The organism is Acinetobacter sp. YH12132 (genome assembly GCF_013418645.1).
Taxonomy (GTDB): Bacteria; Pseudomonadota; Gammaproteobacteria; order Pseudomonadales; family Moraxellaceae; genus Acinetobacter; species Acinetobacter indicus.
Map to the genome: position 1 here is coordinate 70,318 of NZ_VPBR01000008.1, position 15,880 is coordinate 86,197.

The window sequence follows — 15,880 nt, forward strand, 5'->3', positions numbered from 1 at the left end:
AAGTGCAATAAATATCATATTAAGATAATTTAATTAATAAAATTTAATAAATACCATTAAAATAAACATAGATTATAGCAATACTATATTTTTACCATAAAATAATTTAAGATGGGCCTTGTCTCTCCCATATATCAATAGCGGCAGATCAGCACAACAACAAACGCCCTATTGATCCCAGCACAAAGGTTTAATATGTCAAATACCGCGTCACAGCCTTTATGGAACAAACCTTTTCTTCTGTGTTTTTCCAATAACCTGTTTCTGTTTATTTTCTATTTTGCCCAGACCACCATTTTGCCAATTTATATCCTGAATGAGCTGAACGGTTCACTGGCACAGGCCGGTCTGGCCATGACCCTGTTTATGGTATCTTCTATTCTGGTTCGGCCATTTAGCGGGTTGATTATTGAAAAGCTGGGCCGTAAAAAGACCTTGTTCCTGTCCGAAAGCATGTTCTGCCTGCTGTCTTTTGCCTATATTTTTGCTGACAACCTGACCCTGCTGCTGATCATCCGTTTTATTCATGGTATCTGGTTCAGTATTTTAACCACCGTTACCGTACCAATTGCCAATGACTTTATTCCGGAGCAGCGTAAAGGTGAAGGCATGGGTTATTTTGTTATGTCGGTGAATTTAGGGATTGTCCTCGGACCTTTGCTGGGCATTTCCTTAATCCAGACTTGGTCCTATAGCATTATTGCGACTGTATTGGCGGTGATTATCAGCCTGGGCTTTGCCTTCTGTTTTATGATCCCGCTGCGTGAGCCAGAAAAAACCGATACTGCTGCAACTGTTCGCCGTAAGCTATCGCTGCATGACTTTATGGAGAAAAAGGCTTTAACAGTTTCAGTGATGGCGATGCTGGTGGCCTTTTCCTATGCCAGTATCATGTCTTTTATTTCCACCTATGCCGAAGAAAAAGACCTGCTCAGTTATGCCAGTATGTTCTTTATTGTGTTCGCCATTTCCATGATGAGCCTGCGCCCGATTACCGGGAAAATTTATGACCGTTATGGTCCGCGCTATGTGATTTATCCTTCAATCTTAATGTTTGCCGCAGGTCTGGCATTGCTCAGCCAGATGCAGGGTGTGGTCAGTTTTATGGTCTCTGCGATCTTTATTGGGATGGGATTCGGCACCTTGCAACCATGTTTACAAACCTTGGCGATTCAGCGCGCGCCTAAATCGCGGATTGGCCATGCCACCTCAACTTTCTTCACCTGCTACGATATTGGGATTGCCCTCGGTTCGCTACTGGTCGGCTTACTGATTAGCTGGCAAGGCTATAGCATCACCTATCTGGTCTGTGCCGGGGTGGTGTTGTCGAGTCTGCTCTTTTATAAGTTTGTGGTTAATCACCCAGCCACGGCCTAAATTAAAAAACGCCCCAATTGGGCGTTTTATTTTTTAAGTGATGCTAGATAAATTGCAGCTTAAGCACTCTGTTGAGGAGCAGATTCCGTATCTTCATCTTCCGGTTTTGGCTCTTCCAGCATGCTAAAGCTCATAGCTGCCGAAGCTTCGCTTGGCCGGTTACTTTTCAATTTAATCTGTAAGCGCAATTCATTCATCGAATCGGCATTACGAATTGCTTCTTCATAGGAAATCGCGCCTTCGTTATACAAATCAAATAGAGCCTGATCAAACGTCTGCATGCCCAGTTCACGCGATTTGCCCATAATCGACTTTAACTCATGGAACTGGCCTTTTAAAATCAGTTCAGAAATCAGCGGCGTATTCAGCATAATCTCGACTGCCGCACGGCGGCCTTTACCATCTTCGGTACGCACCAGACGCTGGGAAATAATGGCCTTCATATTGGACGACAGATCCATCAGCAACTGGTTACGGCGCTCTTCCGGGAAAAAGTTGATAATCCGGTCCAGCGTCTGGTTGGCGTTATTGGCATGCAAGGTGCCCAAACATAAATGCCCGGTTTCAGCAAAGGCAATCGCATGTTCCATGGTTTCGGTGTCGCGGATCTCGCCAATTAAAATCACATCCGGTGCCTGACGTAAGGTATTTTTCAGCGCATTGTGCCAGGAATGGCTGTCGACCCCGACTTCACGATGGGTAATCATCGACTTTTTATGCTTGTGCACATATTCCACCGGGTCTTCCACGGTAATAATATGCCCGGCTGAATTTTCATTACGATGATCAATCATCGCCGCCAAAGAGGTCGATTTACCTGAACCGGTTCCCCCCACCACCAGCACCAGACCGCGCTTTTCCATAATAATATGCTTCAGTGATTCCGGCAGTTTCAGCTGGCTAAAGTTTGGAATTTCCGCGCTAATGGTTCGAATCACCATCCCGACATGCAGCTGCTGTTGAAACACATTGACCCGAAAACGCGATACCTCCGGCACACTAATGGCAAAGTTGCATTCCAGATCAGTTTCAAACTCGCTACGCTGTTTTTCATTCATGAGGCTGTAGGCAAACAGCTTGGTTTTTTCTGCGGTCAGCGCCTGTTGTCCCAGCGCTTTCATCATGCCCTGATGTTTAATGCTCGGTGGAAAATCCGCGGTAATAAATAAATCTGATCCCCCAAATTCAACCACTTTGCTGAGCATATGAAACATAAACTTACGCGCATCTTCGAGTAATTCTGCACTGTACATCATCAATTATTCACTATCTGTTCTGTCATCATTTTTGGCCCCAACGCGCCGGTATTCAACCGATTGGCAGCGCTGAGCATGTTGTCGATATTGCATCAATCATCCTGATTTCACAATCAATAAAAATTTCAACTTATTCAAAAAATTCAAGATAATCTGCCAATTTCATCAAACTTTTCTATTTTAATTTTAAGGTGCTGATAAAAAATAAGCCCCTGAGGTTCAGGGGCTATTCATTCAATACAATTGCAGTTTAAGCACTACGTTTTAACGGTCGTAAGACCAGTTCTTGTGCGACCTGAAACAATAACTGTTCAGTCTTGTTCCAGCCTAAACAGCCATCGGTCACGGACTGGCCATAGGTCATCTGATCCGAGATTTTCTGTTGTCCATCGACCAGATGACTTTCCAGCATGACACCGCGAACCTGAGTCTGTGCACGCTCTGCCACAATGGTTTTTAACACCTCTGGTTGTAATAACGGATTTTTACTGCTGTTGCCATGACTGCAATCAATCACCAGCGCTGGCATCTCGCCTTTGACTTTGGCTTTGATTTTTTCAATTTCAGCCAGCTGGTAGTTCGGGCCAATATTGGCGCCACGTAAAATCAGATGTGCTTTCGGGTTGCCCTGTGATTCTAAAATACACGGTAAACCTTGCTGGCTCATGCCTAAGAACTGATGCGGATGTGAAGCCGATTGAATTGCGTCTAAAGCAATTTGTACCGAACCATCGGTACCATTTTTGAAGCCAATGCTGTACGGCATGTGGCTAGAAATTTCACGGTGAATCTGAGATTCACTGGTACGCGCGCCAATCGCACCCCAGGCCAGTAAATCGTCAAAGTAGGCCGTTGCCATCGGGCTTAGAATTTCCGAGGCAATAGGCAGCCCCATTTCAATAATTTGTAAGTACAGTTCACGTGACTTTTCCAGTCCCAATTGCATATTGGATGAACCGTTTAATTCTGGATCGTATAAGAAGCCTTTCCAGCCAACCGTGGTGCGCGGTTTTTCGATATAGGCGCGCATTACCAGGAAAATCTGGTCTGCCACCTGGCTTTGCAGTTGTTGTAATTTTTGTGCGTATTCCAGTGCTGCCGCAGGATCATGGATGGAGCATGGGCCGGTAATCACCAGCAAACGTGAATCGGTACCGTTAAGAATATTCTGAATGGTTTGACGCTGCTCGGCAATTTGCTGTGCCAACGCGCCAGAAAGCGGCAATTGCGCCTTGAGCTGATAAGGTAAGCTTAAAATTGTTTCTTTGGCTGAGGATTGTTGTAATGCAGTATTTAAAGCGTTCATTGATTCTTCCTTTGGACTGTGGTTTGACAGTCCGAACTTTTATTTGAGCGATATGGGTCTAATACAGGTCAGGTTGGTCATAGCTTGACTAAAGTAAAACCAATAAAAGTTGCTAAAGTATGAATAGTTAAATGTACGCATGAGAATCTCCAAAAGATTGATTAAATTCAAGATATAAAAAAACCTGATCAGGGTTGCCGATCAGGTATCAACTGGTGGGCAACCTTATTTTGCCCGAACGCGTTCAGGCAATTATCTAAACTGCCAGAAGTAATAGTATGCGTTTGAGATTACAGGTTGCTTTAACATCTTTATTTCTTCAAAAAAGTATGTGTCTGAAAAATAAAATACGCGCTATTTCCAGCTTTGACAATAGTTTTCTGGATGTTTTTTAGCATTCTTCCGGATTTCCTTTCACATTTAGCAAAACACAGCTTTCCTCCAATTGATCTCCTATCTTCCGGGTTAAATCACGTCGAAAGACTCAAATTACTTTTGGATAAAAAATTATCCGCATTAAAATTACCTTCTATTGGATATTTACAGTCAAAACACCACCATTAAAAACCTTTTAAAATCATTAACTAATTCATTAAAAATCATAGCCCACCCACCATAATTTACAAAAAGTTACAATTATATTTCTTCCTATTCACCAATAAAACACAAAACAATATTTTATAAATATCATTACTTTAATTTATCATTAAGCCTGATTTGAGTTATAAGTTACGAAATGCGTAATCATATTACGTATTGAACAAAGATTAACTCTTGCTAAGATATTTTCATCTGGAACTCCCTGATTTCAGGAAATTCCTGCAAAAACAACAAGTGAAGCAATTGGATTGCTCACCATACATGAGGATGGAACATGCACAACTTAGCTAACCCTTTAGAGCTATGCGGATTTGAATTTATTGAGTTTGTCTCGGAAAATGGCGCTCTGGATTCAGTTTTTCAAACGCTCGGTTTTACCCAAGTGGCTAAGCACAAATCCAAAAATGTCTACTTATGGTGTCAGGGCGACATCAATATCATTCTGAACTATCAGCCAGAATCCTATGCATCGTATTTCTTTAATGAACATGGTCCATCGGCCTGTGCCATGGGCTTTAAGACCAAAAATGCAACCCGTGCCTATCAGAAAGCGCTCGAACTCGGTGCCGAACCAATCAAAAACGTGATTGGTCCTATGGAACTGAATATTCCAGCGATTAAAGGCATTGGTGGCTCACCAATCTTTCTGGTCGACTGCGATATTTATCAGCAGGATTTCGAGTTCTTTGAAGGTGTTGATCCGCGCCCGGTGGGTACTGGTTTAAAAGAAATTGACCATTTAACCCATAATGTCTACAAAGGCCGGATGCAGTACTGGGCCAATTTCTATGAAAAAATCTTTAATTTCCAGGAAATCCGCTACTTCGATATTAAAGGTGAATACACTGGTTTGACCTCAAAAGCGCTGACTGCACCAGATGGCAAAATCCGTATTCCACTGAATGAAGACTCGGACAAAGGCAACGGACAAATTGCCGAGTTCCTGTCAGAATTTAACGGCGAAGGCATTCAGCATATTGCCTTCTCAACCGATGACTTACTGGCGACCTGGGACAAGCTCAAAGCCATGGGTGCCAAGTTTATGACCCCACCACCGGCAACCTATTATGAAATGCTGGCAGAACGTTTACCGGAACATGGCGAACCGACTGCAGAGCTGCAACAGCGTGGCATTTTACTGGATGGCAATACCAAAGATGGTGAAAAGCGCCTGCTGCTACAGATTTTCTCGGAAAATATGATTGGCCCGGTGTTCTTCGAATTTATTCAACGTAAAGCAGATGATGGCTTTGGCGAAGGAAACTTCAAAGCCCTGTTCGAATCGATTGAGCGCGACCAGATTAAACGTGGCGTGCTTGACGTCTCTGCCTGATTTTCAGGTGTTCTAAATCCCGACAACGCCGCTCTTGCACATGCGATTTGGCATGTGTCAGGGGCGACGCATGTTTAAATTTCAGCAATCACATCACCTGCGCCAAAACAACAACAACACAGTGATGTCGATTTTACATGGATGATAAAAGATGCAACAACATGATGGCAAACTACATAAGGGTTTGAGCAACCGGCATATTCAGCTCATTGCCCTCGGTGGCTCAATTGGCACCGGATTATTCCTCGGCATCTCCCAGACCATTAAACTGGCTGGCCCGTCGGTCATTCTGGGTTATGCCATTGCCGGCCTGATTGCATTTTTAATGATGCGTCAACTGGGTGAAATGATTGTCGAAGAACCGGTCAGCGGTTCTTTTAGTCATTTTGCCTATAAATACTGGGGCAAGTTTGCCGGCTTTATGTCGGGCTGGAATTACTGGGTACTGAATGTGCTGGTGTGTATGGCCGAACTGAGTGCCATTGGCCTGTATATCCATTACTGGTGGCCGGAGATTCCAACCTGGGTCTCAGCACTGGGCTTCTTTATTTTTATTAATGTGATTAACCTGCTGCATGTCAAACTGTTTGGCGAAATGGAATTCTGGCTGGCGATTATTAAAGTGCTGGCGATTGTGGCCATGATTGCGTTTGGTAGCTATCTGCTGGCGTCCGGTAACGGCGGTCCGCAGGCGCATTTAAGCAATTTATGGGAACTTGGCGGCTTTTTCCCCAATGGTGTGATGGGCCTGGTGATGGCAATGGCCATGATCATGTTTGCCTTTGGCGGTATTGAGCTGGTCGGTATTGCCGCAGCAGAAACTGACAACCCGAAAAAGACCTTACCGAAAGCGGTCAATCAGATCGTATACCGGGTTTTATTATTCTACATTTTAACCCTGCTGATTATTCTGGCCTTATATCCATGGAACCAGATGGCACAAGGCGGCAGCCCGTTCGTGATGATGTTTGACTCCTTAGGCAGTCAAGGCGTTGCCACAGTATTGAATTTCGTGATCTTGACTGCTGCGGTGTCGGTCTATAACAGTACCAACTACTGTACCAGCCGTATGCTTTTAGGTCTTGCGGAACAAGGCAATGCACCGAAGTTTTTAAGCAAAATCAATTCACGCGGTATTCCGGTAAATGCGGTGATGGTTTCGGCCTTTTTCACCCTGCTCTGTGTGCTGCTGAATTACCTGTTCCCGGAAACGGCGTTCAGCCTGTTGATGATGCTGGTGGTGGCAGCCATTGTGATTAACTGGGTGGTGATTTCCTATACCCATCTGAAATTTAAACGTCAGATGCTGGCGCAGCAACAGCAAACCCTGTTCCCAAGTATTGCCTATCCGTTTACCAATTACCTGTGTATTGCCTTTATGCTCGGTATCTTGGTGATTATGAGCCAGACCCCATCGATGCGTATTGCAGTCGGTCTGCTGCCGGTATGGATTGGCCTGTTATCGCTGGCCTATTACCTTAAACAGAAAAAACTGGCGCGCGATCCTGCGCTCATCAAAGCCAAAAGCTATTAATTCAGGAAGATTGTATGTTTCAACATGTCGATACCTATGCCGGCGATCCGATTCTGTCCCTGATGGAAGAATTCCAGCATGATCCGCGTCCGCATAAAGTTAATCTCAGTATCGGGCTGTATTATAACGAGGCCCAGCAGGTTCCGCAGTTGCGTGCCATCCAGCAGGCTTATCAGGACCTAAATGCCGAGCAGCAGAAGGTCAAACTGTACCTGCCAATGCAAGGTATGCCGGCTTATAACAGCGCCGTCCAAGCACTAATTTTTGGCGAAGATAGTCCGGCTTGTCAGGCCGGTCGTGTAGTGACCTTACAAACGCTGGGTGGTTCGGGCGCGATAAAAGTGGCGGCAGATTTCTTAAAACGCTATTTCCCGGCCTCTGAATTATGGGTCAGCCGCCCGACCTGGGATAACCATATTGCGATTTTCCAGGGCGCCGGCATTCGCTGTCATGAATATCCGTATTTTGATCCGCATAGCGGTCAGGTGAACTTTGCTGCCATGCTGGATTGCCTGCAACAGCTGCCGGCGCAAAGTATTGTTCTGCTGCATCCCTGCTGTCATAACCCGACCGGTGCCGACTTATTGCCAGCGCAGTGGGATCAGTTGATTGAGCTACTGGCGCAGAAGCAGCTAATTCCGCTCTTGGATATGGCCTATCAGGGCTTCGCCGAAGATTTTCACGCAGATGCTTATGCCATCCGGGCGATGGACAGGGCCGGCCTGAATTTTCTGGTCAGCCATTCATTTTCCAAAATTTTCTCTTTATATGGCGAACGGGTTGGCAGCTTAAGTGCGGTCTGTGATGATGCCACCACCGCCCAAAGCGTGTTAGGCCAGCTGAAAGCCACCGTACGCCGGATTTATTCCAGCCCGCCGACTACCGGCGCGATGCTGATTCAGCATGTGTTGCACACGCCGACGCTGTACCAAAGCTGGCAGGACGAACTGACCGAAATGCGTGAGCGCATTCAACAGATGCGTGAGCGTTTAAAACAGCAGCTCGAACTTGCCTTACCGGGGCAATCTTTTGACTATCTGACCCGGCAGCGCGGCATGTTCAGCTATACTGGCTTGAGTGCAGCCCAAGTCGATCAGCTCAAGCAGGAGTTTGGTATTTATCTGGTGCGTAGTGGCCGGATGTGTGTGGCAGGACTAAACCAGAACAATGTCGATGCAGTGGCACATGCCATGGCACAGGTATTACAGCATAGTGATACTGCTCTCACTGCTTAAACCTCTGTTCCCTCGCAAATAAAAACGGGCCATGTGCCCGTTTTTATATTTTTATATCGTAGAAATTTGAAGATTATGAAGCGGCTTTTAACATCTGCTTGGCTTCAAGCTGATTGACAGCATTGCTAAATAAATAGCCCTGACCAAAATGGCAGCCAAACTGTTTCAGGGTTTCAAACTGCTCCTTGGTTTCAATGCCTTCGGCAATAATATCCAAGGACAAAACCGGCCCTAACTTGATAATCGCTTCGACAATGGCCTGAATTGATTTATCACTATTGATGCAGTTGACGAAATCACAGTCAATTTTCAGGCTATCTACCGGATAATCACGTAAATGGGTTAAGGAGGAATGTCCGGTGCCAAAATCATCCAGCGAAATGCGAATACCGGCCTGTTTCAGTTTATGGATGGTACGAATCACACATTCAGAGCCACGCTCGGCCAGTGATTGCTCGGTAATTTCAATTTCAATTAATTGTGCCGGAATCTGATAATGCTGCATCCGTTTTAACAGCACTTCTGCGTAGTTATCGCGCATCAATTCCACCGGCGAGGCATTAATTGACACCGGCACCGTCTGTAGACCCTGTTTGATCCAGCTTTGTAAATCACTAAAAATCGCCTGCTGCATCAATTCGCTGATTTTTGTGGTCAGTTCATAATCGCTAAAGGCTTCTAACAGCTCTTTCGGATAACGATAACGCTGCTGTTCATCCTGCCAGCGCAATAAAGCCTCAAAGCCAATCAGCTCACCGGTTTCAATACACACTTTCGGCTGATAAAACGGTACAATCCGCTGTTCACGAATAATCATGCGTGCGGTCTGCAACTGCTCTGCCTTGCTCTGGACCGCCGCCAGCATAGAATGATCAAACATGCGGATGCCACCTCGGCCACCGGCTTTCAGGTCATTCAGCGCGGTATCGGCACATTTCATCAGTTCGGGAATTTCTCTGGCATCTTTGGGATACATCGAACAGCCAATGCTCATGCCGCAGTTAATGACCCGGCCGCTATAGGTAATGGGTGCATCCAGCAGTTTGGCAAACTTCTTGGCCAGTTCAATCAGCTGCTGTTCATTTTCAACCGAATGCACTACCACGGCAAACTCATCACCACCCAGGCGCGCAATACTGACCTGTTCTGAAATATATTTTTGAAAGCGTTTGGACAATACTTTTAATAAATGATCGCCGGCCTGATGGCCCAGGGTATCGTTAATATTTTTAAAATGATCCAGGTCAATCAGCATGACCCCGACCAATGTGCGGGTTTCTTTGGCGACCTGAATTGCCTGTTTGGTTTTTTTCCGGAAAGTTCGGCGGTTAATCAGCTTGGTCAGATCATCGACTTCACTGCTGAGTCTTAATTTATCTTCGGCAATTTTTTGCAAGGTCACATCACGCGACACACATAAAATACTGGTGGTTTCGCCGTGTTCGTTCAGCACTGGGGTCAGCATATTGTCCCAGTATTTCACTTCATCCTGATTAATGCTCATACCCGGGAAACGGGAATTTTTGCCTTTAATCGCCTCACGAATGGCCTGCTGACCTTTTTCACGAGCTTCGGGTGGTAACAGGTCAAGCCATTTCATGCCGAAGTTCTTTTCCCGCTCTTTGCCTAGCAAGGCCTGGCAACCCGAACGGTTCATATGCGACAGTGAGCCATCCGGTTTGACAATCTTGATACAGTCAACACTGACATCCAGCATATGGGTGTGGGCACGTAAGGTATCTTTGGTTTCCCGATATTTCACCGCACTGTCATGAATATTGGTACAGCTGATCATCCACTGGTCACAACCCTCGAGCTGCTTCGAATTTCGGGCAATTAACAAAAACCAGTGATAGCGCTGCTGGCGATCCCGAATCCGGCATTCTTTTTCAAAACTCTGACCACTTTTTTGCGCACTTTCCCATAAAAAACACAGATGCTCGGCATCTTCCGGGTGAATGGCATTCAGCCAGCTTTGAGCAGTCAGGCTTTGCTCATCTGAAGCAAGATACTGTTTAAAATTAGAATTATATAGATGATGTCCGGCTGAACTAACCCAAATCAGTTGTGGCATCATTTCAATGGCGCGAATAAAGTCTTTCTGAAAAGGAGATTTCTCAAGTTTAGGCGTGACCTGTTTGGACTTGTCTTTTAATACCTCAAGCAGATTAATATGACTCATATCGCATTTTCCAAGTTATAGTGCCAATAAGATCACACCTCTATACAAATATGTATTATAAGAGCTATAAAAATTATTTTTAACCCACGGTAAATAAAAATACCCAGTTTTTGTATATTCTTTTTGTAATTAAAATGGCTTAAGAATATACAATTTTCTGTGCATATTCCTGACTTTAAGCATGCAGCCTAGTTCTACTTTGTAGCGAGACTGGGCAGTTTTGATAGAAAAAAGATATCAGTTGTGATGGTTTCTGTGAGTGCAGATACAAAAAAACACCGGGTCTAAGCCCGGTGTTTTTTAGATAAGGTCATTACGACTCGAAATGAATTACACTACGAATTGATTTACCTTCATGCATTAAGTCAAATGCTTCATTAATCTGTTCTAACGGCATGGTATGGGTAACAAAAGGCTCCAGCTGAATATCACCTTTCATGGCCTGCTCGACCATGCCTGGTAATTGTGAACGGCCTTTAACGCCACCAAATGCAGTGCCCATCCATTTACGGCCCGTCACCAATTGGAATGGGCGGGTCGAGATTTCTTTACCGGCACCAGCCACACCAATAATCACCGATTGGCCCCAGCCACGATGGGCACATTCCAGCGCGGAACGCATGACGTTGACATTGCCGATACATTCAAAGGAATGATCAACACCCCAACCGGTCATTTCAACAATCACTTCCTGAATTGGGCGCTCATAATCATTCGGGTTAATGCAGTCAGTCGCACCAAACTGTTTGGCCAGTTCAAATTTTTCCGGGTTGGTATCAATTGCAATAATACGGCCGGCTTTGGCCTGACGCGCACCTTGCACCACGGCCAGACCAATCCCGCCTAAACCAAACACGGCAACGCTGTCACCTTCCTGCACTTTGGCAGTGTTATGCACCGCGCCAATACCGGTGGTTACACCACAGCCCAACAAGCACACCTGTTCATGGTTGGCTTCCGGGTTAATTTTGGCCAGTGACACTTCGGCCACCACAGTATATTCACTGAAAGTTGAGCAGCCCATGTAATGATAAATGGGCTGACCATTATATGAAAAACGGGTGGTGCCATCTGGCATCAAACCTTTACCCTGGGTAGCACGCACCGCCACGCACAGGTTGGTTTTACCCGATTGACAGAACAGACATTCACCACATTCCGCGGTATACAGTGGAATCACATGATCACCCGGTTTAAGGCTGGTCACACCTTCACCGACTTCCACCACCACACCCGCGCCTTCATGACCCAACACGGCTGGAAACACCCCTTCAGGATCATCACCTGACAAGGTAAAGGCATCCGTATGACATACACCGGTATGACTAATTTTAACCAAGACTTCTCCAGCTTTTGGCGGAGCCACGTCTATTTCTACAATTTCAAGGGGTTGACCCGGACCAAATGCGACCGCAGCTCTTGATTTCATGAAATTGATCATCCTTTTGATACGTCTTTAACAGATGTCTTACAGTAACCGCTTTTTATCAACAGATTCAACCTATAACATCATGATAATCTATATGAATCAGTAAAAATCTACTTCATAAAAATGATGCCATTAAAATATTACAACATGATCTGGTTGTGCTGTCTGATTCTGGCATGTACCGGTTGTAATTCGCTTGAACAGAACTATGCTGCGCAGGATGCGCCAATTGAACCAGATTTTGAACACTGGATGCCGCGACCAGAGGCACAGGCACAACTACAACGCGGACAAACCGCCTATTTACCGCTGTATGACGGATTTATCAGTATTGCTTCACGTTTATATTTAATTCATAACGCCAAACATCATTTAGACCTGCAATATTACATCTGGACCGATGACGAAATTGGTCATTTAGTGCTGGCCGAATTACTCAAAGCCGCCGACCGCGGGGTACAGGTCCGGTTACTGATTGATGACCAGAATGGCACCCAACTGGACGATACCTTGCTGGCACTCAGCCATCATCCGAACTTTAAAATTCGCCTGTTTAATCCTTATAAATTCCGTCATTTTCGGGCACTGGATTATGCCTTCCGGATGCAGGCAGTGAATCACCGCATGCACAACAAACTGATTATTGCCGATGGCGCGATTGCCGTGACCGGTGGCCGCAATATCAGCCGGGAATATTTTGATGCCAGTGATGACTTTCAGTTTACCGATGTAGATATTCTCTTTGCCGGTAATGCGGTCAAAAAAGCCAACGATAATTTCCGTGCTTTCTGGAACCATGAACTGAGTTTTAATCTGGTCCAGCTGATGGACCAGAACAGCAATAAATACCATCGTAATAGCTTGACCTTGCTGCGGGAAAAATATGCCAGCCAGCAACTGGATGAACAGGAGGTGCAACGCCGGATCAGTTTTGCCGAGCAACAGGTGGCGCAGTATTTAAAACAGCGTTCCTATCATTGGGCCAAAGCGCATTTTGTGGCCGACCCGCCAGAAAAAATCCAGGGCAAAGCCAAAGATGAAGAGATGATTTACCATCAGATGGTTCAGATTATGGGCACACCCAATCAGCATCTGGAACTGGTGTCTGCCTATTTTATTCCAACCCAACGTGGTACAGATTATATGAGCCGTTTGGCAGAACACGGCATTGATATCCGGGTTTTGACCAACTCGTATATGGCCAATGATGTACCGATTGTGCATGCCTTCTATCAGCAATACCGGCCGCAGCTATTGGCCAGTGGCATTCGACTGTATGAGTTCAAGCGTTATATTCAGCGCGAAGAACGCACCTGGTATGAAATTATTACCGGTAACGTGATTCCAGCCAAAGGCCGCAGTGCTTCCAGCCTGCATGCCAAATTCTTTGATATTGATGGCAAGGTATTTATTGGCTCTTTTAATTTTGATCCGCGCTCGGCTTTTTTAAATACCGAAGTCGGGCTGGTGCTGGAATCTGATGAGCTTCAAGATGAAATTTCAGATTCATTGAATCAGTACCTGCCGCAAATTGCCTATGAACTAAGGTTGGATGAGAAAGGACATATTATCTGGCTGGATTATCAAAAAGATGGTTCAGTGATTCAGCACAAGGTTGATCCGGAAACCACCAGTTTCCAGCGTTTTGTGATGAATTTAATGACCCATGTCCCAATCGAGTGGATGATGTAATGACATCCACATTACAGTAAATATACATTGACCAAGATAATTGAATACGAGTTGCTCTATGGGTTTGCAGCAAACCCGATACCCGGAGAGATTGTGTGATCTCTCACTTCGTATTTATCGCCAGAAGGTTTTACTCTTCTGCTACATTACTTTAAAATTCACGCTTTATTTTTCTTCTTTTTTAGATCTCTCCTCATGCAATTTTTTGATTTAAGCCGTCAATTTAAATTAAGTGATATTCTCAGCCCGACTAAAACCCTGAATGAATTGGGCCAGCAAGAGTGGTTTCTGGCCAAAGTGCGGGTCGAACATGATTGCCTGTCCGACTCGGAGCAGCTTGAAGGTCAGGTAGTGTTGCAATCGAATGAGAATATTCAGCTGGAACTGGAATGGCTGATTCAGGACACCGGTTTTGAATTGCAGGTGTTGTTTAAGGGTGTAGAAACTGCGGCTGAACAGGAAACCTTGGTGATGGTCAAAGGTGCACAACTGGTGGATGATGCACAGCAACCGCTCTCAGCCCAAGCCCTCAGCTTATGGATTGATGGCACTTTATTACCGATGTTGCCGCAAATCCGCAAGGAAATTAAAGCCCGCCTGAATTTATGGGATTATGTGGAATACGGAGCTTAAGTCCTTTTATTCTGCTTTTACTGCTGAAACATGAAAAAAGAGCGAAGTTTCTCGCTCTTTTCTGAGCTGTGCTCGTCAGATTTCCTCTCGTTCTATTTTTAAATCCAATTTATGATGAATATGCAGTTGCGCTTTCACGCATAACAATAGTTCTGGTCTTTATTATGCTGGTTTTAACTATAAAATGAGTATAAAAATGAACAAGAATATGGATGCTCAAACCTGGGGGCAAATACGACAAGTGGTTGCGCAGGCGCAGCGCGCCAGTATGCACTGCTCCATCGCCAGTGTGAGTCCAGAAGGTATCCCGAATATCACCCCGATTGGAACCTTATTTTTAAACGACAGCTCTCCCACCGGTTTCTTTTTTGATACCTACTCTGCCACGCTGCAACAGCATCTCAAACATAATGCGCAGGCCTGTATTCAGGCCGTAAACAGTAGCCGCGGGTTCTGGCTAAAATCAATGATGTCAGGTCAATTTCGCACTTATCCGGGTGTGCGTTTATATGCCAAGATTGGTGAGTTACGCCCGGCCACTGCCGAGGAAATGCATCAGGTGCGCCGTAGAATTGCGCCGTTAAAATGGACACGCGGCAGCAAGCTGATCTGGTCGGATTTCACCCAGGTTCGGGAGGTGCATATTCATGCATTTAGATGGGTAGAATATCCATCAATGATGCCAAAGACATCCTCTCTTTTTTAAAGCAGGCCGACATCCTTAAACAGACCGCAATAAAGTTCAGCCTTTTTCTCCACCGCTAAGGGATAGGCGCGAGATGAAGACGGCATACGGTATAAATGCAGCTCTCGACCAGCAAAGATCGCCTGTGAAGATTGGCCAATTACCGGTTTCGGCGTGCCTTCCGGCATTGATTCCATCAAGGTATCAGTGGCTTTATCACCCGTGGTCATAATGTACTGGCACAGCGGCATTTGCTGGAGCAGCCGATTTAAATCGGTCGGGGTGTGAATATGCAGAAATTTATCTGAAGCATTGCCCTTTAAACGGCTGATCCGGTAGGCGGTATCAAACAGCGCAATACCGGTATCTTTTAAAAAGTTTTGAATCAGTTCGAGCTGAAAGTTTTTATTCGGCAGGTCTAAAAAATAGTTTTTATCCTGAAAAAAGCAGATACCAAAAATCCGCCACATATCATTCTGATAATTCGGATAATAAAATTCCATTTTCCAGCGATTTTTGGGCGGTGGAAAACTGCCCATCATCAGCAGTTTGGCATTGGAGGGTAAAAAAGGCTCAAAGGGATGGGTTTCAATTTCAAGATCATCAATCATAAGGTGG

12 protein-coding genes are annotated in these 15,880 nt (G+C 45.2%); 7 read left to right on the forward strand and 5 right to left on the reverse strand.

What is annotated here, in order from left to right; all coding sequences use genetic code 11:
• The first annotated feature begins 195 nt into the window (after positions 1 to 195).
• A complete protein-coding gene (locus FTU67_RS09745; RefSeq protein ID WP_016658086.1) occupies positions 196 to 1,377 on the forward strand; it encodes an MFS transporter in 1,182 nt (393 codons plus the stop codon).
• Between the two features lie 59 nt (positions 1,378 to 1,436).
• On the opposite strand, the gene FTU67_RS09750 is transcribed toward FTU67_RS09745, so the two are convergent.
• Positions 1,437 to 2,630 (reverse strand): PilT/PilU family type 4a pilus ATPase, encoded by a 1,194-nt coding sequence (locus tag FTU67_RS09750; protein ID WP_045794791.1) that lies wholly within the window; start codon positions 2,628 to 2,630, stop codon positions 1,437 to 1,439.
• 253 nt (positions 2,631 to 2,883) lie between these two features.
• Positions 2,884 to 3,939, reverse strand: a complete 1,056-nt coding sequence (locus tag FTU67_RS09755; RefSeq protein WP_104471376.1) for a 3-deoxy-7-phosphoheptulonate synthase — start codon at positions 3,937 to 3,939, stop codon at positions 2,884 to 2,886.
• A gap of 874 nt (positions 3,940 to 4,813) precedes the next feature.
• On the opposite strand from FTU67_RS09755, the gene hppD reads away from it, so the two are divergent.
• From hppD to FTU67_RS09770, 3 genes are all read left to right on the forward strand, one after another.
• The gene (hppD, locus tag FTU67_RS09760; protein ID WP_180061701.1) at positions 4,814 to 5,872 is read left to right on the forward strand and encodes a 4-hydroxyphenylpyruvate dioxygenase; all 1,059 of its coding nucleotides are present in this window, start codon (positions 4,814 to 4,816) and stop codon (positions 5,870 to 5,872) included.
• Positions 5,873 to 6,023: 151 nt separating this feature from the next.
• Positions 6,024 to 7,406: an amino acid permease gene (locus tag FTU67_RS09765; RefSeq protein ID WP_005178192.1), complete on the forward strand. Its 1,383-nt coding sequence runs from the start codon at positions 6,024 to 6,026 to the stop codon at positions 7,404 to 7,406.
• A 14-nt stretch (positions 7,407 to 7,420) separates the two neighbouring features.
• Positions 7,421 to 8,641: an amino acid aminotransferase gene (locus tag FTU67_RS09770; protein WP_180061702.1), complete on the forward strand. Its 1,221-nt coding sequence runs from the start codon at positions 7,421 to 7,423 to the stop codon at positions 8,639 to 8,641.
• Between the two features lie 73 nt (positions 8,642 to 8,714).
• On the opposite strand, the gene FTU67_RS09775 is transcribed toward FTU67_RS09770, so the two are convergent.
• Both FTU67_RS09775 and FTU67_RS09780 read right to left on the reverse strand, forming a co-directional pair.
• The gene (locus tag FTU67_RS09775) at positions 8,715 to 10,823 is read right to left on the reverse strand and encodes a GGDEF domain-containing phosphodiesterase (RefSeq protein WP_180061703.1); all 2,109 of its coding nucleotides are present in this window, start codon (positions 10,821 to 10,823) and stop codon (positions 8,715 to 8,717) included.
• A 313-nt stretch (positions 10,824 to 11,136) separates the two neighbouring features.
• Positions 11,137 to 12,252 carry an S-(hydroxymethyl)glutathione dehydrogenase/class III alcohol dehydrogenase gene (locus FTU67_RS09780; RefSeq protein ID WP_016658079.1) on the reverse strand — a complete coding sequence of 372 codons (1,116 nt, stop codon included), beginning with the start codon at positions 12,250 to 12,252 and terminating at the stop codon, positions 11,137 to 11,139.
• A 123-nt stretch (positions 12,253 to 12,375) separates the two neighbouring features.
• Here FTU67_RS09780 and FTU67_RS09785 point away from each other — a divergent pair, with 123 nt between their 5' ends.
• The 3 genes from FTU67_RS09785 (at position 12,376) to FTU67_RS09795 (ending at position 15,283) form a co-directional block, all read left to right on the forward strand.
• A complete protein-coding gene (locus tag FTU67_RS09785; protein ID WP_180061704.1) occupies positions 12,376 to 13,944 on the forward strand; it encodes a phospholipase D family protein in 1,569 nt (522 codons plus the stop codon).
• A 195-nt stretch (positions 13,945 to 14,139) separates the two neighbouring features.
• Entirely contained in the window at positions 14,140 to 14,577 is a 438-nt protein-coding gene (locus tag FTU67_RS09790) for a hypothetical protein (RefSeq protein WP_005178205.1), read from the forward strand.
• A 196-nt stretch (positions 14,578 to 14,773) separates the two neighbouring features.
• Positions 14,774 to 15,283, forward strand: coding sequence for a pyridoxamine 5'-phosphate oxidase family protein (locus FTU67_RS09795; RefSeq protein ID WP_160241276.1), 510 nt, complete (start codon positions 14,774 to 14,776; stop codon positions 15,281 to 15,283).
• On the opposite strand, the gene FTU67_RS09800 is transcribed toward FTU67_RS09795, so the two are convergent.
• A complete protein-coding gene (locus FTU67_RS09800) occupies positions 15,280 to 15,870 on the reverse strand; it encodes a uracil-DNA glycosylase family protein (RefSeq protein ID WP_171065083.1) in 591 nt (196 codons plus the stop codon). The two genes, FTU67_RS09795 and FTU67_RS09800, sit on opposite strands and share 4 nt — an antisense overlap.
• Positions 15,871 to 15,880 lie beyond the last annotated feature (10 nt).

Coding starts and splice junctions, on each gene's coding strand:
- FTU67_RS09745 (WP_016658086.1), top strand. CDS start 196: ATGTCAAATACCGCGTCACAGCCTTTATGGAACAAACCTTTTCTTCTG.
- FTU67_RS09750 (WP_045794791.1), bottom strand. CDS start 2,630: ATGTACAGTGCAGAATTACTCGAAGATGCGCGTAAGTTTATGTTTCAT.
- FTU67_RS09755 (WP_104471376.1), bottom strand. CDS start 3,939: ATGAACGCTTTAAATACTGCATTACAACAATCCTCAGCCAAAGAAACA.
- hppD (WP_180061701.1), top strand. CDS start 4,814: ATGCACAACTTAGCTAACCCTTTAGAGCTATGCGGATTTGAATTTATT.
- FTU67_RS09765 (WP_005178192.1), top strand. CDS start 6,024: ATGCAACAACATGATGGCAAACTACATAAGGGTTTGAGCAACCGGCAT.
- FTU67_RS09770 (WP_180061702.1), top strand. CDS start 7,421: ATGTTTCAACATGTCGATACCTATGCCGGCGATCCGATTCTGTCCCTG.
- FTU67_RS09775 (WP_180061703.1), bottom strand. CDS start 10,823: ATGAGTCATATTAATCTGCTTGAGGTATTAAAAGACAAGTCCAAACAG.
- FTU67_RS09780 (WP_016658079.1), bottom strand. CDS start 12,252: ATGAAATCAAGAGCTGCGGTCGCATTTGGTCCGGGTCAACCCCTTGAA.
- FTU67_RS09785 (WP_180061704.1), top strand. CDS start 12,376: ATGATGCCATTAAAATATTACAACATGATCTGGTTGTGCTGTCTGATT.
- FTU67_RS09790 (WP_005178205.1), top strand. CDS start 14,140: ATGCAATTTTTTGATTTAAGCCGTCAATTTAAATTAAGTGATATTCTC.
- FTU67_RS09795 (WP_160241276.1), top strand. CDS start 14,774: ATGAACAAGAATATGGATGCTCAAACCTGGGGGCAAATACGACAAGTG.